Annotated in this window: 20 protein-coding genes; 16 read left to right on the top strand and 4 right to left on the bottom strand. The window is 61.6% G+C overall.

The features are described 5' to 3' along the window. The first annotated feature begins 58 nt into the window (after positions 1-58). The 10 genes from ACEN8U_RS06370 (at position 59) to ACEN8U_RS06325 (ending at position 12,200) form a co-directional block, all read left to right on the top strand. A complete protein-coding gene (locus ACEN8U_RS06370) occupies positions 59-2,485 on the top strand; it encodes a hypothetical protein (protein WP_413656790.1) in 2,427 nt (808 codons plus the stop codon). Then, positions 2,482-2,955 carry a hypothetical protein gene (locus ACEN8U_RS06365; protein WP_310112406.1) on the top strand — a complete coding sequence of 158 codons (474 nt, stop codon included), beginning with the start codon at positions 2,482-2,484 and terminating at the stop codon, positions 2,953-2,955. Before ACEN8U_RS06370 ends, ACEN8U_RS06365 begins: the two co-directional genes overlap by 4 nt. 25 nt (positions 2,956-2,980) lie before the next feature. Further along, entirely contained in the window at positions 2,981-3,241 is a 261-nt protein-coding gene (locus tag ACEN8U_RS06360; protein WP_310112409.1) for a PAAR domain-containing protein, read from the top strand. Between the two features lie 67 nt (positions 3,242-3,308). Then, positions 3,309-5,654, top strand: a complete 2,346-nt coding sequence (locus ACEN8U_RS06355; protein WP_413656787.1) for a hypothetical protein — start codon at positions 3,309-3,311, stop codon at positions 5,652-5,654. A gap of 38 nt (positions 5,655-5,692) precedes the next feature. Continuing rightward, positions 5,693-6,247 (top strand): XAC2610-related protein, encoded by a 555-nt coding sequence (locus ACEN8U_RS06350; RefSeq protein WP_310108083.1) that lies wholly within the window; start codon positions 5,693-5,695, stop codon positions 6,245-6,247. Between the two features lie 3 nt (positions 6,248-6,250). Further along, positions 6,251-6,511, top strand: coding sequence for a PAAR domain-containing protein (locus tag ACEN8U_RS06345; RefSeq protein ID WP_310108085.1), 261 nt, complete (start codon positions 6,251-6,253; stop codon positions 6,509-6,511). Positions 6,512-6,615: 104 nt separating this feature from the next. Next, positions 6,616-7,791 carry a hypothetical protein gene (locus tag ACEN8U_RS06340; protein WP_310108087.1) on the top strand — a complete coding sequence of 392 codons (1,176 nt, stop codon included), beginning with the start codon at positions 6,616-6,618 and terminating at the stop codon, positions 7,789-7,791. Next, positions 7,772-11,461, top strand: coding sequence for an ImcF-related family protein (locus tag ACEN8U_RS06335; RefSeq protein WP_310108090.1), 3,690 nt, complete (start codon positions 7,772-7,774; stop codon positions 11,459-11,461). Before ACEN8U_RS06340 ends, ACEN8U_RS06335 begins: the two co-directional genes overlap by 20 nt. Further along, a complete protein-coding gene (locus ACEN8U_RS06330; protein WP_310108092.1) occupies positions 11,458-11,856 on the top strand; it encodes a hypothetical protein in 399 nt (132 codons plus the stop codon). The genes ACEN8U_RS06335 and ACEN8U_RS06330 overlap by 4 nt, the downstream gene beginning before the upstream one ends. Next, positions 11,853-12,200, top strand: coding sequence for a hypothetical protein (locus ACEN8U_RS06325; RefSeq protein ID WP_310108094.1), 348 nt, complete (start codon positions 11,853-11,855; stop codon positions 12,198-12,200). Before ACEN8U_RS06330 ends, ACEN8U_RS06325 begins: the two co-directional genes overlap by 4 nt. A 185-nt stretch (positions 12,201-12,385) precedes the next feature. On the opposite strand, the gene ACEN8U_RS06320 is transcribed toward ACEN8U_RS06325, so the two are convergent. Further along, on the bottom strand, positions 12,386-12,742 hold the full coding sequence (locus ACEN8U_RS06320) for a ligand-binding protein SH3 (RefSeq protein ID WP_310108096.1): 357 nt from the start codon (positions 12,740-12,742) through the stop codon (positions 12,386-12,388). A 28-nt stretch (positions 12,743-12,770) separates the two neighbouring features. After that, positions 12,771-14,192 carry a UbiA family prenyltransferase gene (locus ACEN8U_RS06315; protein ID WP_310108098.1) on the bottom strand — a complete coding sequence of 474 codons (1,422 nt, stop codon included), beginning with the start codon at positions 14,190-14,192 and terminating at the stop codon, positions 12,771-12,773. A 226-nt stretch (positions 14,193-14,418) separates the two neighbouring features. Between ACEN8U_RS06315 and ACEN8U_RS06310 the strand changes: the two genes are divergently transcribed. Both ACEN8U_RS06310 and ACEN8U_RS06305 read left to right on the top strand, forming a co-directional pair. Next, on the top strand, positions 14,419-14,649 hold the full coding sequence (locus ACEN8U_RS06310) for a hypothetical protein (RefSeq protein ID WP_310108099.1): 231 nt from the start codon (positions 14,419-14,421) through the stop codon (positions 14,647-14,649). Positions 14,650-14,891: 242 nt separating this feature from the next. Next, positions 14,892-15,911: a fatty acid desaturase gene (locus ACEN8U_RS06305; protein WP_310108101.1), complete on the top strand. Its 1,020-nt coding sequence runs from the start codon at positions 14,892-14,894 to the stop codon at positions 15,909-15,911. A 27-nt stretch (positions 15,912-15,938) separates the two neighbouring features. Here ACEN8U_RS06305 and ACEN8U_RS06300 read toward each other — a convergent pair whose 3' ends face one another. Further along, a complete protein-coding gene (locus ACEN8U_RS06300; RefSeq protein ID WP_310108752.1) occupies positions 15,939-16,631 on the bottom strand; it encodes an SDR family NAD(P)-dependent oxidoreductase in 693 nt (230 codons plus the stop codon). 127 nt (positions 16,632-16,758) lie between these two features. Here ACEN8U_RS06300 and ACEN8U_RS06295 point away from each other — a divergent pair, with 127 nt between their 5' ends. After that, positions 16,759-17,688, top strand: a complete 930-nt coding sequence (locus ACEN8U_RS06295; protein WP_310108102.1) for a LysR family transcriptional regulator — start codon at positions 16,759-16,761, stop codon at positions 17,686-17,688. An 84-nt stretch (positions 17,689-17,772) separates the two neighbouring features. On the opposite strand, the gene ACEN8U_RS06290 is transcribed toward ACEN8U_RS06295, so the two are convergent. Beyond that, entirely contained in the window at positions 17,773-18,726 is a 954-nt protein-coding gene (locus ACEN8U_RS06290; protein ID WP_310108104.1) for a LysR substrate-binding domain-containing protein, read from the bottom strand. Between the two features lie 158 nt (positions 18,727-18,884). Here ACEN8U_RS06290 and ACEN8U_RS06285 point away from each other — a divergent pair, with 158 nt between their 5' ends. The 3 genes from ACEN8U_RS06285 to ACEN8U_RS06275 are packed head-to-tail and all read left to right on the top strand — an operon-like array spanning position 18,885 to position 21,957. Further along, positions 18,885-19,961 carry an ABC transporter substrate-binding protein gene (locus tag ACEN8U_RS06285; RefSeq protein WP_310108106.1) on the top strand — a complete coding sequence of 359 codons (1,077 nt, stop codon included), beginning with the start codon at positions 18,885-18,887 and terminating at the stop codon, positions 19,959-19,961. Positions 19,962-20,018: 57 nt separating this feature from the next. After that, positions 20,019-21,098 (top strand): ABC transporter ATP-binding protein, encoded by a 1,080-nt coding sequence (locus tag ACEN8U_RS06280; RefSeq protein WP_310108108.1) that lies wholly within the window; start codon positions 20,019-20,021, stop codon positions 21,096-21,098. Next, positions 21,085-21,957, top strand: a complete 873-nt coding sequence (locus tag ACEN8U_RS06275; RefSeq protein ID WP_310108110.1) for an ABC transporter permease — start codon at positions 21,085-21,087, stop codon at positions 21,955-21,957. Before ACEN8U_RS06280 ends, ACEN8U_RS06275 begins: the two co-directional genes overlap by 14 nt. Positions 21,958-21,960: the final 3 nt, after the last annotated feature.

Raw genomic sequence — 21,960 nt, 5'->3', positions numbered from 1 at the left:
ATCTTTCTCCCTCCGGACGCCCCAGCGTGTATTCGCCCATCGTCATCCCACTGAAGCCATGATCATCAGCCCTCCCTTTCTTCCGGCGTCGGGCCTGACGGCCAACGACGTTTCGAAACCGGACCCCATGATGGACTTCATCGACCAGTTCGAGGTCGGCCATCACGGGGCCTGGCCGGTCACCTTCGACCGGCGTTCTCATTGCGCCATCCATCTGAATCCTCGCGCGCAGGGCGCGGGCCAGGCAGAGCCGGTGCGTGCAATCGCCGATGGGGATGTTGTCGCGTATCGGGTCTCCAGGGACGCCGTCTCGGATGGCACGGTGGACCCTCAAACCGGCCAGCCTTTGCTGAACTCGAACGCCGGCTTCGTTTTGCTGCGGCACAAGACCGACGCGGGCGACGGACGCACGATCACGTATTACTCGCTCTACATGCACCTGCTGGACATGACCAGCCAGGAGCACACCGTCCCCCAACCTAACGATCCGCCAGAGACAGGCTCGGCGAACGCGTTACCCAGGTGGCTGCTCGATACGGCGGGGGGCAAGGACGGCGTCGTCCAGATGGGCGGCACGAAGAAGGTATACCGCAAGGACATGCTTGGCTACGTCGGCCAGCATCAGGGCGTGGCGCATCTGCACTTCGAAATCTTCATGGCGGACGGCGATTTCACGGCCTGGTTCGACAAGGTACAGATCGGGGTGAAGAAACCGGCTCAGCTGACGACGAGCGATTACTGGGGGCACAGCTATTTCGTTATTTCCGGGCCGCAGGAGTTCTATCCGCAACCAGCAAACGTGGACGAGAAGTGGTTTCCCCGCGTGCCCGGCGGCTCGCTTGGCGCGGGCGATACGCTCTATGTCGAGGCATGGTTTAACAAGGGGCAGCGCTTTACGCGCGCGTGGATCGATAAGGCGGGCAGTGGCAATGTGACGCTGCTCACGCCCGACCCGATTGCGGACCCGTATGACAGCGCCCAAAAACGCTACGAATACGACCTGTACGACCGCGCGATGGCGCTTTATCCGGCGTGTCCGAGTGATGGCTATGAAATGCTGCGGTTTGGGCGCATTCTGTCGGACCATCCAACGCTGACGGGGGCGGCTTGCGCCACCTGGATCGCAGTGCCGTTCGACGAGAGCGGCACGCTGGGCTATGTCAACATCGCGCCGGATGCAATCAAGAAGCTGTCTGACGCAGATTTTCCGTTCTTCACGGGGTGGCAAAAGATCGATGGCGACAACACGCCGTTCAACGACGCCGGGCGCTGTGATTACGCCACGCTTTGCGGGTTGACCGGCATTCAGGATTCGCTGCCGTCGGCGCAGCCGCTCGAAGCCGATCCGAACAATAACAACGAGGTCAACCTGCAGCTTGCCAGCTATGTGCAGAACACGGATGGCGTGAATGAGAAGCTCCGGGGGATGGTGTTCAAGGCGCGTAGCGAGTGGGATCCGTCCAACAACGAGGAGCGGTACAAGGACCTGAACGATCCATATGGTTTCTTTGGCAAGCAGAAAGACACCAACCCTGATGGGTACACCAAGTTCACCGATTTCCTGGCCAAGTTCCAGTTTCTGGACAAGACGCCGCTTGCCGGGAAGGAACTCTGGTTCTTCCATCCGCTGGCGTTTATTCGCCACTTCAGAAAGTGCGAGTGGTTCGCCGCCGAGGAAATTGCGCAATGCGTCCCGCGGCGAGTGCTTTCGCTTCACGGAACGCAATTTGTAGCGACAACACGCCCTTGGAATGATGCATTGGCGCAAGGCAACGCCTGGAAGTCGGAGTTGAACTTGGCACTGCGCAAGTACCGTATCAGCTCGACAAAGGAAAGGGCGACCCATTTTCTTGCTCAATTGATGGAGGAATCCGGGTGGCTGAAGGCCGTGCGTGAGTACCACGGCGAGGACAAGTCCTATAGCCCCTACTATGGGCGAGGCTTGATTCAGCTGACGCACATGCCGAATTACTCAAAGTACGGTGAATTCAGAAAGTTTCCGGTTGATCCATCTGCTCCTGCAAAATATTCAAATATCAAGTGGAATCCCGATGTGTTGCTGGCCGATACGAATACGGCGTTCAACCGGCACAACTGTGCCGATAGTGCCGCCTTGTATTGGACCTGCAGGAAAATGACCGCCACGGGAACGAACACCATCAAGACAACCGATGCCGGTGGCCTGCAGATCGATACGGCAGTGCAAGCGTCCAAGTCCACCAATGGCAATGTGCCTAATCAAAACGTGAATGGCCTTGACCATCGGTTGCAGTCGTTTGTCTACATCAAATACATCCTGCTGGATTTGATTGAAGGTGGATCCTCGGAACAGCTATCTTTTGTCTGGCGGAGAAATTCGGCGACGGAGACTGTGTTGGACGCGAACGGCCAGCCCGTCCTGGACCCCGTTACTCACCATCCGAAAAAAAGATACATTCCAACCACGCATACGATTCAAGTCTCGCTGGAGAAGCAACGGCCATGAAAAATATTCTCATCCTGATTGTCCTGCTCTACTTCTCAGGGCTGGCGTGTGCCTGCGGGACTGATGCGCAACGCGAGAAGATGGCTGAAAAGCTGTACGCTGACGCGGAAATGCAGAAATTCGTCTGTGGCGCTAGCGATTCGTGTTCTATGGAGGGTTTCCAGGCCGGGTTGCAATTTCAGAAATACGAAGAGCCCTTCCACGGACAGGTCTTTTCGGTGTGTCTGGTTGAGCCGACCTTGACGGCGACGAACTCCTACACCGGGGTCTTCGTGAAAAAAAATGGCGAGTACGCATTTCAATTTATCTCTTATGGAACCGGCGTCAAGGTCCAGGTCAACAAGGCCGGAATCCCGATGATTCTTGAGTACAGCGTCAGCAATCCAGATAACCCGGACTATTCGCTGAATCAATATTTGTGGAATGGCCAAGCGTTCATTTTCTCTCGCACCGTGTCGATACATAACTGAAACCGACAACCGGCCTGACTAATCTATGCAATCTCCCATCCGCAAAGGCGACAAACTCGAACACGGCGGTGAAGTCACAGGCGGCTCACCGTGGTTCGAGGTGATGGGCCGCCCCCTCGCCCGCAAGGGCGACGAGGCGATCTGCGAGCAGCACGGGCCGACCACGATTGAAGAGGGCTACGCCAAATTTCCCGATCGCGACGGCAAGGAAATTGCCTTCCATCATTACCGCTGCGCGTGCGGCTGCCGTCTGCTCTCGTCGCTCATGAATTTCAACATCGAGTAATGCCGGTCAATCTTTCTCCCGCCGGACGCCCCAGCGTGTATTCGCCCATCGTCATCCCACTGAAGCCATGATCATCAGCCCTCCCTTTCTTCCGGCGTCGGGCCTGACGGCCAGCGACGCGTCGAAGCCGGACCCCATGATGGACTTCATCGACCAGTTCGAGGTCGGCCATCACGGGGCCTGGCCGGTCACCTTCGACCGGCGTTCCCATTGCGCCATCCATCTGAATCCGGGCGAACAGACAGAACCTGTCCGCGCGATCGCTGATGGGGAAGTTGTTGCGTATCGTGTATGCAAGAACGCAATCTCGGACGGCACGACCGATTCGACGACCGGGCAGCCTTTGCTGAACTCGAACGCCGGCTTCGTTTTGCTGCGGCATAAGACTGACACGGGCGACGGACGCACGATCACGTATTACTCGCTTTACATGCACCTGCTGGACATGACCAGCCAGGAGCACATCGTCCCCCAACTTAACGATCCGCCAGAGACAGGCTCGGCGAACGCGTTACCCAGGTGGCTGCTCGATACGGCGGGGGGCAAGGACGGCGTCGTCCAGATGGGCGGCACGAAGAAGGTATACCGCAAGGACATGCTTGGCTACGTCGGCCAGCATCAGGGCGTGGCGCATCTGCACTTCGAAATCTTCATGGCGGACGGCGATTTCACGGCCTGGTTCGACAAGGTACAGATCGGGGTGAAGAAACCGGCTCAGCTGACGACGAGCGATTACTGGGGGCACAGCTATTTCGTTATTTCCGGGCCGCAGGAGTTCTATCCGCAACCAGCAAACGTGGACGAGAAGTGGTTTCCCCGCGTGCCCGGCGGCTCGCTTGGCGCGGGCGATACGCTCTATGTCGAGGCATGGTTTAACAAGGGGCAGCGCTTTACGCGCGCGTGGATCGATAAGGCGGGCAGTGGCAATGTGACGCTGCTCACGCCCGACCCGATTGCGGACCCGTATGACAGCGCCCAAAAACGCTACGAATACGACCTGTACGACCGCGCGATGGCGCTTTATCCGGCGTGTCCGAGTGATGGCTATGAAATGCTGCGGTTTGGGCGCATTCTGTCGGACCATCCAACGCTGACGGGGGCGGCTTGCGCCACCTGGATCGCAGTGCCGTTCGACGAGAGCGGCACGCTGGGCTATGTCAACATCGCGCCGGATGCAATCAAGAAGCTGTCTGACGCAGATTTTCCGTTCTTCACGGGGTGGCAAAAGATCGATGGCGACAACACGCCGTTCAACGACGCCGGGCGCTGTGATTACGCCACGCTTTGCGGGTTGACCGGCATTCAGGATTCGCTGCCGTCGGCGCAGCCGCTCGAAGCCGATCCGAACAATAACAACGAGGTCAACCTGCAGCTTGCCAGCTATGTGCAGAACACGGATGGCGTGAATGAGAAGCTCCGGGGGATGGTGTTCAAGGCGCGTAGCGAGTGGGATCCGTCCAACAACGAGGAGCGGTACAAGGACCTGAACGATCCATATGGTTTCTTTGGCAAGCAGAAAGACACCAACCCTGATGGGTACACCAAGTTCACCGATTTCCTGGCCAAGTTCCAGTTTCTGGGCAAGACGCCGCTTGCCGGGAAGGAACTCTGGTTCTTCCATCCGCTGGCGTTTATTCGCCACTTCAGAAAGTGTGGATGGCTAAGTGTGAGGGAACTTGCTCAGTGCCTTCCGCGGAAGGTCATTGACCAAACGAGAAATGGCGTACATCAGACGGTGTATCCAACCGCCACGCTTCGCTGGGGGGTTGCACATGGCCGCGCTGACCGCTTTGCGCAATACATCAATTCCGCATTGCGAAAATATGGCATTTCTCTGAGTGGATTGCGAACTGCATATTTCATGGGAAATGCTATTCAAGAAACAATCTATCTAAGTCGCACTTCGGAACTCGGCGGAGCTCAGGCGCATTATGCCCCTTGGTATGGTCGTGGCGTGATCCAATTGACGTTTGAGGAAAATTATAAACGATATGGTGATTTCCGGAAATGGAGTGGCCCACCATCAGGTTATCGCGATTTGCTTGAGACGGACCTATCTGCAGCTTGCGATTCTGCGGGGTTCTATTGGGTTAGTTGTGCCAAACCTGTCAACAATACTCATAATATAAATATTGAGGCGGATAAACTCCCTCGGTTTACGGCCACTACGTTGATTAATGTCTGCCCAGATTACGACTATCACTCCAAATCGTGTCGAACATCCCTCTCCAGGATGGATTTTCTGGCATCTGCTGAATTTGAGAGGTCGGCGCGCGCAGTGAACACTGGCAATCCAAATAGTACCGGTACGTTAAACGGGCTGATACCGAGAACGAATGTCTTTGTTGCTTCTATCGCGAAGTTAACCGATATTTTGATCGATTATAATGATGCATATTCGCAGAAAGAGTAAAGTGCACAATTCGATTTAGGTAATTACATGGGTGGATTATGAAAATCGAAAAATATATTTTTGCAGGACTATTTTTGGTTTGTAGCTGCGCTGCGGTGGCAGAAAATTTTCCAAGCGTGTCCATGTCGGATGGCCATGCATATGTGACCACTCCAAGTGGAAAGAGGCAGGCGATATCCGTGAAAAATGGAGTGACAGCATCCGACGCCAAATTGATTGACCTGACGTTTAATGGATATGCTGATTTGGTAGTGCTTCGAGACAGCGGGGCGAATCAAAAATTTTACGACGTCTATTTGTATTCAAGGCAGAAGGATGAATATATTTACAATAAGCGTCTGAGCGATATCCCGTGTTTGAGTGTTGATCAAAAAAACAAAGAGTTAGTCGGTCAGTGTTTCCATGAAAGCTCGTGCGAAAACTGGGAGGAGCACTATTCCGTCTCTCCGAAGGGCAATATTTCTCTCGTTGAGCGAAAAGGGACCTATTGTGATCCGACTGGCGGTGAGGGGTACACCTATATCGATCGTTTCCGAAACGGCAAGAAAATGTCTTCGAAAACGTCTCCAGTGGGTAGCCAATCGGAAAAGTAAGCTATGCAATCTCCCATCCGCAAAGGCGACAAACTCGAACACGGCGGTGAAGTCACAGGCGGCTCACCGTGGTTCGAGGTGATGGGCCGCCCCCTCGCCCGCAAGGGCGACGAGGCGATCTGCGAGCAGCACGGGCCAACCACGGTAAACGAAGGCTACGCCAAATTTCCCGATCGCGACGGCAAGGAAATTGCCTTCCATCATTACCGCTGCGCGTGCGGCTGCCGTCTGCTCTCGTCGCTCATGAACTTCAACATCGAGTAATGCCGGTCGATCTTTCTCCCGCCGGACGCCCCAGCGTGTATCCGCCCGGGATGCGCTTTTGGCCATGGGCGGCGACGTGGCTCGTGTGTAACGTGTTCGGCCCCGTGATCGTGCTGCTTGCGTGGCCGAAGGGCGAGCCTGCGCGCGGCCTCGAGTTCTGGAGCTGTGTGTTGGGCGCCCCGAACGGCGTGTTCCTGGTCCTGCTCGGCTTTGCACGCGCGGGCTACGAGGTCCTATGGTCTCGCGCGTACTGGCGCAACCATCATCGCGACCGCTGGCTTGCGGAAAAAATCCGGTTCGCGCAGCGCCCGCTGCATGTAGTTGGTGCTGGGTATTGCCTGCCGCTAGCGGGCAAATCCCTTGCCGACGCTCTTGCGGGCAAGCAGTCGCTCCTGAAGATGCAGAGCGCCCGCCATGGCTCGGGTAAGGTCATGTGTAACCGCTTTGAGGACGATGATCCGCTGGTGGCCGGGCTGCCCGTGGCTGGTGAAGAGCAAAGCGAGGGCGCCGCCGCGGGCGTGCTGATGGAGGTTGGTCCCGCTGTCCAGATGATCCGTGTTGCGCTTGAACCGTTGGTCGGCAATATCCAGGCGCTGACGCGATACGAAAAGCCATACTGGCCGCAGGTACGCGTGCTGGCCGCGCCGGAGACTGCAGGCCTGTACGTGGCTCATGTCCGCGAGGCGTTGCGGCTGGCTGCACTTCCGCCGCTTGAGGTCCAGGCGATCCCCGCGACCGATGGTCTGCTGGTAGCCGACGGGTGGCTCGACGCGCGCGAGCGCCGTCCGCTTCTCGCAGTCGCTGCGGCATGGTACGACGAGGCCATCGACGAAGGCTGTGCCGAAGGTTGTGCCGCCGTGCTGCTCGATCCCGGTTACTTCAGGCTCCCGCGGGAAGTCCGCCACGAGGCTGCGCTGCACCGTCCCGTCCAGGCGACCGATGGTGAGGCCGGCTACGGTTTCGCGAATGCCGCGATCTGGGGCAAGGTCAAGGCCGCAGCGGTGACGCGCGCGTGGATCACGCGGCCGGTCGAGCACAGCGACCGCGCCCTCGCTGCCGCGGGCTTTCAGGCCGCGTCGAAGGACGCCGCACTGCACCGGCTCGATCGTATCGTCGGCGACGTGGGCGCGGCTAACGGCCTGCTGGCGATTGCCGCTGCCATTGAGTCCGGCGTAACGGACGGCCCGCAACTGGTTGTCGATGGCCTGCAGTCAGCCATCCTCCACGTTATACCCGCTAAACCAACCAACGCTTCCACGCATGACGACTCCCCAAAATAACCTGAAGAGCATGGAGCCCGAAGCCGTCGCCAGCACGCCGGCTCCGAGCCGCGTGGCGATCTGGGGCATGCCCCTCGCAGCGCTCGTCCTGGCCATTGCCGCACTTCTGCTGGTCTGGTTCGGGAATGACCGTCTGGGCATCGCGGATGGTGCGCCTCGCACGCGGTTATTGATCGGTATCCCGATCATGCTGGTTGTCGTCGTGGTAGCCCATCTGTTCGCGGTATCAACAGGCGCATACGGCGGGGCTGCCAGACTGTTCCGCTCTGAAACCGGCGACCGCACGAAGGCAGCGAAGCCGCTTAATCGCGATGCGCGACTGCAGCGCGTATACGAGGAACTACGCGTTTCGCACGGCTGGCGCTGGCAACGTCGCCTGCGCTGGTTGCTGGTGAGCGGCATGGACGAGCGCATCGATCAGGTCGCGCCGGGACTCAAGCATGCGGGCGTCATGCACGTGGGCGAAACGGTCCTCGTGCACGCCTCCCCGGACGGCATCGAGGCGGCGAAATGGCTCGGCCAGATCCGCAAGCTGCGCCGCCGCCCTGTTGATGGCGTGGTGCATGTCGCGCGCACAGACGATATGGACACCGAATTGCCGCGTATGCTCTCGGGCCTCTCAACCTCGCTGGGGTGGGCGGCGCCGGTCGCCTTCCTGCACCCGGTTGAAGCGAACGGCAGCCCTTCCGAACGCTTCGATGCGGTGGGGGCGTTCATGCCGGACGCCGCGCGCCGGCAGGCGCAGGCTGCCGCCGCAAGACTGCCCGAACTGCTCGACGAGGTCGAGCGGCGAACAGCGGACATGGGTGCGCGCCTGTGTACCCGGAATAACCGGGTAACCTGGCTGATGGAAATCTCGAAGTACGTCGGCGACCATACCGCCCAAATCACGGCGAACCTGCGCACGCTTGCCGCATCGAACTGGCTGCGCGCGCCGTTGGCGGGCGTGCTGTTCGCACCGGTCTTTCCGGCCGCGGCCGTCGTGCCAGCCCCCGTGGCTCATGGTAGTGACGATTCACCGGTCGAGGCCGTGACGGCGGTGCCCGTGGCTGAAGTGCCTCGCGAGCAGCCGCGCGCCCTGCTGCCGGTGTGGCAGCAGATCGCGGCTTCCATCCCGAACTATCGGGGTCGCCGCACGGGGTTGTACTGGCCTGATGTGCTCGCGTGGTGCGTCTTGATCGGGGCCATCGTATGGATCATGCTGCTGGTGATCTCGGGGCTGGGCAACCGGGCACTCGTCAATGAAGCCGAAACGACCGTCGCCCAGGCGTTCACGGCTACGCCCGGCACGCCGGCCGCGCTGCGCGCGCAGCTCGCGCTACAGAATGAAATCGCGACGCTCGAATATCGCCAGCAGCATGGGGCGCCGTGGTACCTGCGCGCGGGCCTGTCGCACAACGACGACCTCCTCGGTGCGCTCTGGCGGCCCTACCAGACTGTGGCCAGCCGTAATCTGCGCCAGCCGGTCGCGCAGGCCCTCGAAGGGCAGCTTGGCGCCTTCTCGCAGGTGCGCGCAGACGAGCAACAGAGCCGTGCTGCCCAGCAGCAGGCGTACAACAGTCTCAAGGCGTACTTGATGCTCGCGACGCCTGCGCGCACCGACGCGTCGTTCCTCAAGACGCAGATGCTCGACGTCTGGCCTGCGCCCGCCGGTATGCGGGCAGGCGAATGGCTCGATGTCTCGCAGCAGCTCGCAGGGTTTTGGGCCGATCATCTGAAAGCGCATCCCGGATGGCGGATCAATGTCTCGCAGACGCTGGTTACGGGGATGCGTTCGACGCTCGTGAACCAGATCGGCCTCGCGGCAAGCGACGACGTGCTATATCAGCGCGTACTCGATCAGGCGCGAGGCAAGTATGCGGACGTATCACTCGCGACCCTGCTTGCCGGCACCGACTCGCACGGCCTGTTTGCGACGGCGCAGACGGTACCCGGCATCTTTACCCGAGCAGCCTGGGAGGGCGTGGTCGAGAAGGCCATCGACGACGCCGTGAAAGGACAGCACGTCGAGGGCGACTGGATACTGACCGGCGACCAGCCGACCACGCAGATCAGCGCCACCACCGTAGAGGGCACAGTCGGAGCGGCGCAGGCTGCCGTCGACGCCAGGAAGAGTGCCGACGATCTGCGAAAGCGGCTGCGCGACCGATATTTCACGGACTATACGGCGGCGTGGGCGACCATGCTCAACAGCTTCCAGTGGATTCCGGCGACGAACTTCTCCGGCGTGATCGATCAGCTTACCCGCATGACTGATGCGCAGACCTCGCCGCTGCTCGCGGTCATGAAGTCCGTCCGGGACCAGGGCGTGGCGGGCCGTCCCTCGCAGGCGCTGACCGATTCGCTCGTGCGCAAGGCGCAGTTGCTGTTTAGCGAAGGCAGCGATGCGACCCAGGCGGCCGTAGTGAATCCGCTCGACCGCTCGTTCGGCCCGCTGCTTGCCTTGATGGGCGACGCGAACCCGGCACCAGGCAGCGGTAACGCGGGCAACGCTGCCGGAGCGAATGCCGCCGCGTTCAGCGGCGTCAGCCTTTCGCGGGTCCTGACCGCCGATACCACCGTGCGGCTGAAATTGCAGCAGATCCAGACGAGCCCGGATGCGCAGGCAATGGCGCGTTCGCTCGCGCAGGCGGTATTCCAGGGCAAGCTCTCGGACCTCTCGCAGGCGCGCGATGATGCGGCGCTGACCGCCGCGAGCCTGGGCGCACAGTGGGCAGGCTTCGGGCAAACCATGTTCGTGCGGCCGCTCGATGCGGCTTGGGAGGCTATCCTCCAGCCTGCTGCCGCGAGCCTGAATGACGCATGGCGCGCCGGCGTGACGGCCCCCTTCGATGCATCGTTTGCTTCGCGCTATCCGTTCGCGCCGACGCCGGCGGATGCATCCTTCGCGGAGTTCGGTCGTTACGTGCGGCTCGATACGGGGCTGATCAACCGCTTTATCCAGGTCGAGCTGTCCGGCATGCTCAAGCGCCAGGGCGATCAGTGGGTGCCAAACGAACTCGCGCCGCAGTCGTTGCAGTTCGATCCGAAGTTCCTCGCCATGCTGCGGCTGATCGGCCCGCTCGGCGCGCGTCTCTACGCGCAGGGCGCGGCCGGTTACCACTTCGAGCTGATGCCGCAACCCACGCCGGATGTGACGCGCACCGAACTGACTGTGGACGGGCGTCAGGTCATCTACTTCAACCAGCAGGACGCCTGGACGCCACTTGCCTGGCCGGGCAACGGCCTGAACGGCCACGCGTCGCTAACCTGGCAGACACTGAATGCCGGGATTCAGATCGCCTTCGATGCGACGGGCGACTGGGCGTTCCTGCGAATGCTGGAAAAGGCCAGGGTCAAGCCGCTTGACGATACGCGCTACGAGCTGGCCTGGAATGGCAGACCGGATCGTGACGCAGCAGACGCGTCGATGCTGCCCGCCGCCGCGAAGGCGATTCTTGCGTCGGCCGGTGATGCGGCGAAGGCCGCTTCCGCAACGACCGGTGAGCCCCCCGACAGTACGAAGCCGGCATTGCGCTATGTGCTGCGTACCCAGGCGGGAGCCGGACCGCTCGACTTGCTGAAGCTACGCGGTTTCCGCATGCCCGAGCGCATTTTCATAACGGGACGTGCCGGACCGATCTCCGGGCTACCCTCCCTGCCACCCTTGCCACCGGAGTTGCAGCCATGACGGCACCCTGGAAGAAATTTCAGGCCGACCAGGCAAATCCGTTCCTGACGCAATTCGACGGGGAGATGCGCTACCTTCGCGAAGCCGGTCTCGAGTTTGTGCGGGATCAGCCGGATGCCGCGCGGCGCCTGGGCATGCAGTACGGCCAGGAGGATGAGCAGGTCCGTGCGGTCTCCAAGGCGGTGCAGTGCCTCTACCGGACTACCCAGGCCGTCGCACTGTTGCGGCTCTCGGTCGAAGACGCCGCAGTGGCGGTGCTTGCCGATGGACGTGCGGTGATTCGTCTCACGTTCGGTCTCTGGCATGGGGAGCAGCGCGAGCGTATCGACCCGTCGCGTATCGGCTGTACCTGCACGGCGACCGTGCGGCCGCCGCTTCACTCTATGCGGCCATGACCCATCACGTGGAGTCCATCAGCCTGCGCCCGCCATCGGTACGCGACGGCGCGCTGGAGCGGCTGGCGCGGGTGTGCTTCGAGCCGGCAGGGTCCGATCCGTCGACGCGGCTGGGGCCGGTCATGGACGCGAAGCGCGACCAGCAACTCGACCGCGAACAGACGATCGGCGGCGAATGTGTATCGGAAATCTTCCGGTCTTCGCACGACCACTGCTCGCGATGGCGCTGCGACAGGGGACATGAGTGGTCGACGAAGGCATGTCATATCCGGTCGCTGGTGTGCATCATATGCAAGCCTCGACGGAATCGAGGCGGAAAATGGCTGAAAACGCAGGCGATATGAAGCGCACGGCAAGCTGACTGATCTGCATATGCGCAGCAGCTGACCGAACTTGGCGCGCGCTTGTCGGCGTTTGTTCCATGCGGTTTGGCCAGCCCACCGATTTTATTGATTATGCAGTGTCAAACTATATTGTTCGTTCACATGCATCGCAAGCACTTGAAAAAGCCCGGCCAGTCAGTCGGTATTCAGGGCCCAGCTTTGGCCGGCAGGTAAAGCAGCAGCACACTTGCGAGAAGCAGCGCAGCGCCCAGCACGGTTCGAAGCGTCACCGCCTCGCCGGACACGACGCCGAACAGCAGTATCTCCAGGATAGTCACCGCAACCATCAGCGGATATGCCACGCTCAGTTCCACCCGCTTGAGCGCCAGCGCATAGAGCAGGAAGCCGGCACCATAGGCCGCTATCGCCGCTAGTCGATAAAGAGCAGGCCGGCCGCTCATTCCGAATAGCAGCGCATGATTGTCGACGCGCCCCGCGAGCCGCAAAAGGATACTCGCGAGAGCACTACACGTGCCGCTCAAAAACAGAAAGAAAAATGGCATGGTCCGATGGTGAGAGTCAGGGCGAAAGTCAGCTGGCCGCGACTACCGTCGCCACGCAAAGGCAAACCACAAGCAGACTGAGACGATTTCTCATGGTGAATACAATCGGGTCGTCGTGCATCTCCCCGCGAAACGCCAGCATCCACACACGGCTGATCCAGAACAGCAGCAAGCCGAATAACAGCCACAGTGCGTGCGGGTGCCGATAAAGCAGGCGAACGTCGGAAGAATTCATATAGAGCGCGAGAACCAGCACGGCCACATAGCCCGAAGCCGTGCCGAACGACCGCAGAATAGCCATGTCTTGGGTGACATAGCCACGCCCCACCGCGCAGACCTTCGCTTCGCGCAACAGCGCGTCCAGTTCGGCGTAGCGCTTGACCATAGCGAGGCTCAGGAAAATGAGGATCGAAAACATGATCAACCAGTCCGACAGCGGGATATCCCCCGCCGTGCCGCCCGCCACGACGCGCGCGGTGTAGAGCGCCGCGAGAACAAAGACGTCGATCAGCATGAACCGTTTCAGACTAAGCGAATAGGCGAGCGTGGTGGCGAAATAGCCGGCCAGCACGAGTTGAAACATAGGCTGTAACAACAGCGCAAAGCCCGCTGAGGCGACAATAAGCACGGCCCCCAGAAACATGCCGAACGCGAGAGATAACTGCCCCGACGCAAACGGCCGATTGCGCTTGTTCACGTGACGGCGGTCCGCGTCGAGATCAAGCATGTCATTGAGCAGATAGACCGCCGACGCACAGAAACAGAAAGAAAAAAACGCAATGCTTTCGGCTTTGACCGTATCGGGTTCCGTAAAGCGATGCGAGGCGAGCAGCGGCACAAAAATCAGAAGGTTCTTCACCCACTGGTAAACGCGCATTTCCCTAACGGTAAGGCCAACGAGCGATCGCCGTTCCTCGAAGAACACCACCTTCTGATTCACGAGTTCTGCCGCTTCCGCGATCGGGCGGGTGCCCACGACGATAGCCCGTCTGCACTGTTTCCAAACCGGCACGTCGGACAGCGCGTTGCCGCAATAGTCGAAACCGCGCGGACCAAATTCCTCCGACAATGTGGACGCCTTGTTATTACCAGACAGATTGAACACTTCATTGCTCGCCAGGATTCCTTTGAAGAAACCGAAGTGCAACGCAATCTGCTCGGCGAACTTGCGGTTTGCGGCGGTGCATAAATACAGGTCCCTGCCGTAAGACCGCTCTTCGCGCAGGTATTCGATGAGGCGTGCGTTATAGGGGAGCAATGTCACATCGATCGCGACGCGTTGGGCAATCTGCTCTTTCAGATAAGCCTTGCCGCGAAACAGCCAGCCAATGCAGAACAGTGCATACAACGGGTTGCGCTTGACAAGTACGAGGAACGATTCGACGAGAAGGTCGGTGCTTGTCAGCGTGCCATCAAGGTCCACGCAAAGGGGTACGCTCGCTTGAGCCATCGTCACCTCGTGTTAAGCCACCTGGATGCACAGGTCTCCCTCTTTGAGAATAGCCGCCCATCGCTTCCACTCTGTGCGGTAGGACACATTCGCGACTGCGTCGCAAATGCGAATCACTGCGCGCTCGCCATGGGTTCTCACCAACAGTTAACGCCAGGAAGAGCGGCGGTGCAGGCGCGTCCTTTGCTCCGATGAAATCACCATTGCACTGGAATAGGAGCACGGCATGACAAACATTGCGTCAGATGAACGGGACGATCGCGGCAACCCGTCGAAGAGCACCGGTGCTTCCGGCGGCGGGTCGTTCGGCAACCAGCGCGGCGCGCCGGTGACCGGCGGGGCGCCCGAAAACGGCGAGCGAGGCGCGGGGGACGTTCATCCACCGGAGCATGCGAACCAGGGCGGCAAACATGAGCATGCGCAATCGGGGCATGAACAGGAGCGCGCCAAAACTTGAGGGCCCGGTACCGCGGCGGGCTGGCTGCGCGCGGCGCATTCACGCCGCTCATTAGCGACGCATCATTCCAAATTGCGACTCTTACGTGCAAAAATGAAAAGGCGTGCCCCGAGGCCATCGCGGGAAGTCAACACACGCGCCCTTGCCATCCGTGGCGCAATGCAATCCCGAACAAATTGGTTCTGCCGCAGCCGAATGGCCCGTAGCATCGGTCTGAAACACGGATTCGAACGATTCAGCCGATGGCGATTTACCTCGACGACACACAGCGCAACGCAATCGCCACGCTCGCAAAGAGCCTCACATGGCGCACCCAGTGGCCCACATGGCTGCTGATCGTCGCAATCTACGGCGGATGGTTGAGCCTTGCCACGCATGCTCGCGAACTGGGCTTGCCGCTGACCACCGCCCTGCTCGCCGTGACAAGCACGTGGTACATGTCCTTGCAACACGAGTTGCTCCACGGCCATCCCACACGCTGGCCGCGGCTGAATGCACTCTTTGGTTTCGCGCCTCTTGCCGTGTGGTTTCCGTACCGCGTGTATCGCGATTCGCATCTTCAGCATCACGACGATGCACACCTGACCGAGCCGGGGCACGATCCGGAAAGCTACTTCGTCGACAGAGAAATGTGGCAGCGCGCCGGCTGGGCGATGCGCGCGCTGCTCGCTTGCCGCAATACGCTGGCCGGCCGCCTGCTGCTGGGACCGGCATTTGCCATTGCTGCAACGGGCGTCGATGCACTGCGCAAGATCGGACACGGCGATTGGCGCGACGTCCCCGCATGGCTCGCGCACTTCGCCGCGCTGGCCACGCTCACCGCGTGGCTGCACTATGTTTGCTCAATTCCAGCCTGGCTCTTCATTCTCGGCGTGGGCTACGGGTCGCTGTCGCTTGGCTCGATTCGCTCATTCCGCGAGCATCGCGCGGCGCATGCGTGCGAGCACCGCACGGTGATCAATGAGGCGGGGGTGTTCTGGCGGCTGCTGTACCTGAACAACAACTTTCATCTGGTCCACCATGACTTGCCGCATGTGCCATGGTTCGCACTACGGACCGTCTATGAGGCGTCCCGCGAGCAGTACATCGCACGCTCGGGAGGTTTTCTCGTCGCGGGTTATGGCGAATGGCTCACGCGCTACGCGTTCACTGCGGCCGAGAAACCGGTGCATGACAGGCCGGGCCATTCGGCTCCTGTATCAGACGGAAGCGGCACGTATGCACGCCATACGCTGTTCGCCGATACATCGCGTGAAGGCTAAAGCGAATGCCCGTTTCCGGTCAGCCCTTCACCACGGCACGATTCGCCCAAGGTAATCGAGGTAGTGCAATCCGGAGCGGCCCTCGTAAGCCTCCATCGTATCGAGCAGGTTGGGAATGCTCTCTTCGATGCTCAGGCGGGCTTCCGGACCGCCCATGTCCGTGCGCACCCAGCCCGGCGCCATCAATAACAAGGTTCGCGGATCATCGGCGTGACGTGCCGCGAAGCTGCGCATGAACATGTTGAGCGCGGCCTTGCTGCCGCGATAAACCTCGTAGTTCCCATTCACGTTGTTCGTCAGGCTGCCCTGCCCGGAGGACATAACGCCGATGGTGCCGCTCGGCTTAACGAGGTCGTGGAACGCCTCAACTACCCGCATCGGACTCAGCGAATTGGTCACCATGACACGCACGAACTCTTCGGTGGAGACGTCCGCTATCGTTTCGCGGTCATCGTTCTTGACGCCTGCGTTCACGAACAGCACGTCCAGCCGACGGCCGGCGAGGCGTGCGCGCAAGTCCGCCATCTGCTGTGCAACGGTGATGTCCAGCACCTCGACTTCGAGCGCGCCTCGAAGTTCGCACAGCCTCTGCGTGGAACGGGCTCGCGCCGTCGCGATCACACGCCAGCCGCGTTTCAGGTATTCCTCGGCCATGGCGAGGCCAAGACCACGCGATGCACCAATGAGAAGGACGGTTTTCTGCGAAGGGTTAGCTTCCATGATCTGATCCTGTGAATGGCTCGACCAGGAAAATATAGCGGCGCGCGAGCCCTGCCGGAAGGCGCGCCACATGCATTGATAACCTGCATCGAACGCCTCGTCCCGTGCGCCGATGTTACGATCAGGCATGCCCGAAACCGACCTGAACCTGCTGATTGCGCTCGAAACACTGCTCGACGATGGAAGCGTGGCCGGCGCTGCCCGCCGCCTCGGGCTAAGCGCATCCGCAATGAGCCGGACGCTTGCGCGGCTTCGCGCCACAACCGGCGACCCGTTGCTGGTTCGCGCGGGCCGCGAGATGGTGTTGACGCCGTATGCCGAGGCGATTCGCGAGCGCACGCGAAATGCGCTTCATGAAGCGCGGGCGGTGCTGCGTCCGTCGCGGACCGAGCCGGATTTGTCGACACTGCGGCACACCTTCACCATTCGCGCGAACGACGGGTTCGTCGAAGCTTTCGGCTCGGCGCTGATCGAGGCGGCAACGAAGCTCGCGCCGCATGTGCGCTTGCGCTTCACATCCAAACCGGAAAAAAACGCGACGCCTCTGCGCGACGGTTCCGCGGACCTGGAAATCGGCGTGCTCGGCAACATGGGCCCCGAAGTACGGTTACAGGCGCTTTTCCGCGATCGTTTCGTGGGCGTAGTGAGAAAAGGTCATCCTCTCGAACGTGAAGGCGCGATAACGCCGGAACGGTACGTCGCCTTCGATCACGTCGTCGCTTCGCGGCGCTCGGGCGCGACCGGCCCCGTCGACGACGCGTTGGCGGCTCTCGGTCTCGAACGACGCATCGTCGCAGTCGTTCCGGGCTTTCCCGCCGCGCTCGCGGTCGCCCGCACGTCCGACCTCATCGCGCTCGTGCCTGCCTCGTTCTTGAGCGCGCAGACGGCTTACCGCGAAAGCGCTGCAAGCGCCGGCATCCATGCATTCGAACTGCCTGTCGCGACGCAAGAGATCACCGTCTCGCAGATGTGGCATCCGCGTCTGGACGTCGACCCGCTTCATCGTTGGCTCAGGCAGCTCGTGCTGTCGGTATGTCGGCGGCAGGTGCCGTCGTAGTGCGTCGAATGTGAAAAGGTCCTCACGATTGCCCCAAGGCTCCCGTGGGCGGCGCAGCGCCGCGCAGGGCAAGCGCCACGCGATTCACGCCCCAACCCGCTGCTTCACCCGTCCGCGGGCCGCCGTGTTGCGTACCGGCGGCGCCATTTCCGCGAGTAGTTCGTCGTGCAAACCACGCAACACCTCCACGAACGCGGAAGCCAACCGTTCGCGCGGCCGGTGCGGCGGAAACAGCAAATAGGTCTGAAAGCGCGTGGCCGGCACGAACGGGCGAATCGCAATGTCAGGGCCCGCATAGTCACGCGCGACGATCGGATGCGCGAGCGTCACGCCCATGCCGTGCCGCACCATCTCGCAGCACATGGCCGTGTATTGCGCCTCGATCGCGAGGATGCGCTGCACGCCCGCACGCAGGAACACTTCGTCCATCAGCGCGCGCGTGCCGTCGCCGTGACACAGTGAGATGAACGACTCGCCTTCCAGATCCTCGGGCTTGATGCTGCGCTTTGCAGCGAGCCGATGCGAGGCCGGCATCACGCACACCGCGGCCACGTCGGAGAGCTGCTCGACTTCGCAGTCCGAAGCCTCGCTCACATACACCGCCACGCCCAGATCGCAGAACTGCGACGCCGTCCAATGATTGACGGTGGCCGACGTGTTCACATGCAGCGACACCGTCACCTCGGGAAACAACTCGACGAAGCGTTTGATCGCATACGGCACGAGCGTCATGCCCGCCGACGGCATGGCCGCAATGCGCAAGCGGCCGCTGCCGAGGTTGCGAATCTGCGCGGCCGCATTCGCAAGACCCTGCAAACCGACGAAAGCCCGTTCCACCTCGCGAAAGAACGCCTCGCCCTCGCTCGTCGGAATGAGCCGCACGCCGCTGCGCTGAAAGAGCTGCAGTCCCGTGTCGCGCTCCAGTTGCGCGATGAGGCGGCTCACGTTCGGCTGCGACGTGAAGAGGGCCTTGGCCGCGGCGGTCATCGACCCCGACACCATCACCGCGCGAAACGCCTCGATGTGCTTGAGATTCATGCGTATTTTCCCCAGGAAGTGCCCGGCCAATCCATATCATCCAGGTATGGATAGGTATTTTATTCGTATTGGACGACATGACCAGCCGGGGCGACACTGCATGACACCTGACGGGCAGCGAAGCCCGCCCCCACACCCCGGAACTGGAGATCGTCGTCATGAAAAGAGCGCTGCATCGCCGCCTGTTCGCCCCATCTGCCCCGTCCTTCGCTGTTATCGCGGCCGTTTCGCTTGCCGCGAGCCTTGCCGCGCCGCTCGTCGCACAGGCAGAGACGACGCTCTATGTCGCCAATGTCGGCGGCTCCAACGAGCAGCTCTACCGGCAGAAGATCATTCCGCCGTTCGAAAAGGCGCACAACGTGAAGATCGTCTACGTCGCGGGCAATTCGAGCGATACGCTCGCGAAGCTGCAGGCGCAGAAGGGACACCAGCAGATCAACGTCGCGGTGATGGACGACGGTCCCATGTATCAGGCGATGCAATTGAACCTGTGCGCGAAGCTCGACGACGCGCCCGTCATGAAAGACGTCTACCCGCTCGCGAAACTGGGTCCGAGCGCGATCGGCGTGGGCATGGTCGCGACGGGTATCGGCTACAACGAAGAAGCGTTCAAGAAAGCCGGCCTGCCGCCGCCCGATTCGTGGAAAGCGCTCACCGACAGCCGCATCAAGGGCAAACTGGGCGTGCCGCCGATTACCAACACCTACGGCCTGCACACGCTCGTGATGCTCGCGCGTCTCGCCGGCGGCGGCGAAAAGAATATCGACCCCGGCTTCACCGCGATGACCAAACAGGTCGCGCCGAATGTGCTCTCCTGGGCGCCGACGCCCGGCGAAATGGACGGCCAGATGCAAGCCGGCGACGTGATTCTCGCGCCCTACGGCAGCGGCCGCGCGGTCGCCCTGCAGAACACCGGCTTTCCGCTGAAGTTCGTCTATCCGAAGGAAGGTGCAGTCGCGTTGCAGGTCGCCGCCTGCGTGGTGGCCGAAAACGCGCAGCCGCAACTCTCGCAGCAATTCGTCCAGTACCTGTTGAGCCCGGAGGTGCAGGCGTTGCAGGCGCAGGGCATCGGCCTCGGCCCGGTCAACAGGACGGTCAAGCTCACGCCCGAGATCGCCGCGCGCGTGCCGTATGGGCCCGAGCAGATCTCGAAGCTCACGGCGATGGACTGGGCGACGATCAACCAGCATCGCACCGAATGGACCGAGCGCTGGAATCGCTCCGTCGAGCGCTAACGTGCGGCACCGGCAAGTTTCTCGCGCGGCGCGCGATCCGATGAAGGAGCAAGGCGCATGGCTTTCCTGACGCTGCAAGGCATTTCGAAACGCTACGGCGATTTCACGGCAATCGAGCAGCTCGATCTCGACGTCGAACGCGGCGAGCTGCTCGCGCTGCTCGGCCCGTCCGGCTGCGGCAAGACCACCACGCTGCAGATGGTGGCCGGTTTCGTCTCGCCGACCACGGGCCGGATCCTGCTCGACGGCCGCGACATCACGAACGAACGCCCGGAGAAGCGCGGCATCGGCGTGGTGTTCCAAAGCTACGCGCTGTTCCCCCACATGACGGTGGCGGGCAACGTCGGCTTCGGGCTGGAAATGCGCAAGGTGAAGCGCCAGGAACGCGAGGAGCGCGTCGCCGAAGCGCTCTCGCTCGTGCGCCTGAAGGGCCTCGGGCATCGCTATCCGAAGGAGCTGTCGGGCGGCCAGCGCCAGCGCGTGGCGATTGCGCGCGCCATCGCCATGGAACCCGAACTGCTGCTGCTCGACGAGCCGATGTCGAACCTCGACGCCAAGCTGCGCGAGGAAATGCACATTGAGCTGCGCGCGATCCAGAAGCGTCTCGGCATCACGACGATTCTCGTCACGCACGATCAGGTCGAGGCGATGACGATGAGCGACCGCATCGCCGTCATGCATCGCGGCGTCATCGCGCAACTGAGCACGCCCTACGATGCCTACGAACGCCCCGCCACGCCGTTCGCGTCGACCTTTCTCGGCCGCACCAACACGCTGACCGGCGAAGTGCTGCGCCGCAATCCGCGCTGCGCCGAAGTCGCCGTCGCGGGCAAGACGCTGCATGTACCGCATGAAGGCCGCGAGGTGGACGGCGCAGTGCACGTCTATATTCGCCCGGAAAAAGTGCATCTCGCCAATGGCGATGCCCGCGTGCGCGGGCGCATCGCGACGCGGGTGTTCGTCGGCAATCAATGGCTGCTCGAAGTGGAGACCGAACTCGGCAAACTGCGCGTCGCACAGCCGAACCTCGGCGCGCCGCCGCCCGCCGAAGGCCACGAAGTCGGCCTCGCATGGACCGACGACGACCTGCGCGTGCTCACGCAAGACGGCCGGGAGGGCGCGCATGGCCACGCTTGACGACGACCGCCCCGGCGCCGCGCCATGGCTGCTGTCGGGACCTGCGCTGCTGCTTTTCGCCGGCCTGCTGCTGGTGCCGCTTCTGCTCACGTTGATGCTGTCGTTCCGCGTGTTCAGCGACACCGCGGGCGTCACGTCCGCCTACACGCTCACAAACTACTGGCAGGTGGTGAGCGACCCGTACTACGGCACGATCTTTCTGCGCACGGCGGGGCTCGCCTTCGCCGTGACGCTGCTGTCGATCGTGCTCGGCGTGCCGGAGACCATCGTGCTCGCGCGCATGAAGCGCCCATGGCAGTCGCTGTGCCTGCTGATCGTGCTCGGACCGCTGCTGATTTCGGTCGTGGTGCGCACGCTCGGCTGGCATATTCTGCTCGGCAACAACGGCGTGCTCAACAATGTGCTGCAGTCGCTGCACATCATCGACGAGCCCATCCGTCTCGTCTTCACGATGACCGGCATGATCATCGCGCTCACGCACGTATTGGTGCCCTTCATGGTGATGTCGGTCTGGGCGACCATGCAAAAGCTCGACCCGCAGGTGGAATGGGCCGGCCGCTCGCTGGGCGGCTCGCCGTTCGCGGTGTTCCGCCGCGTGGTGCTGCCGCAGATCATGCCAGGCGTGCTGTCGGGTTCGATCATCGTGTTCGCGCTGTCGGCGTCGGCGTTCGCCACGCCTGCGCTGATCGGCGGACGGCGCCTGAAAGTGGTGGCCACCGCCGCCTACGACGAGTTCCTCGGCACGCTCAACTGGCCGCTCGGCGCGAGCATCGCGGTACTGCTGCTGATCGCCAACGTCGCGATCGTGATGGGCTGCAACCGTCTCGCCGAACGCCGCTTCCGACACATCTTCGATTAAGCG

It is taken from the genome of Paraburkholderia phenoliruptrix (assembly GCF_047325075.1).
Taxonomy (GTDB): domain Bacteria; phylum Pseudomonadota; class Gammaproteobacteria; order Burkholderiales; family Burkholderiaceae; genus Paraburkholderia; species Paraburkholderia phenoliruptrix.
Note: the sequence above shows the minus strand (reverse complement) of the source record. Positions and strands in the feature narration are given on the sequence as shown.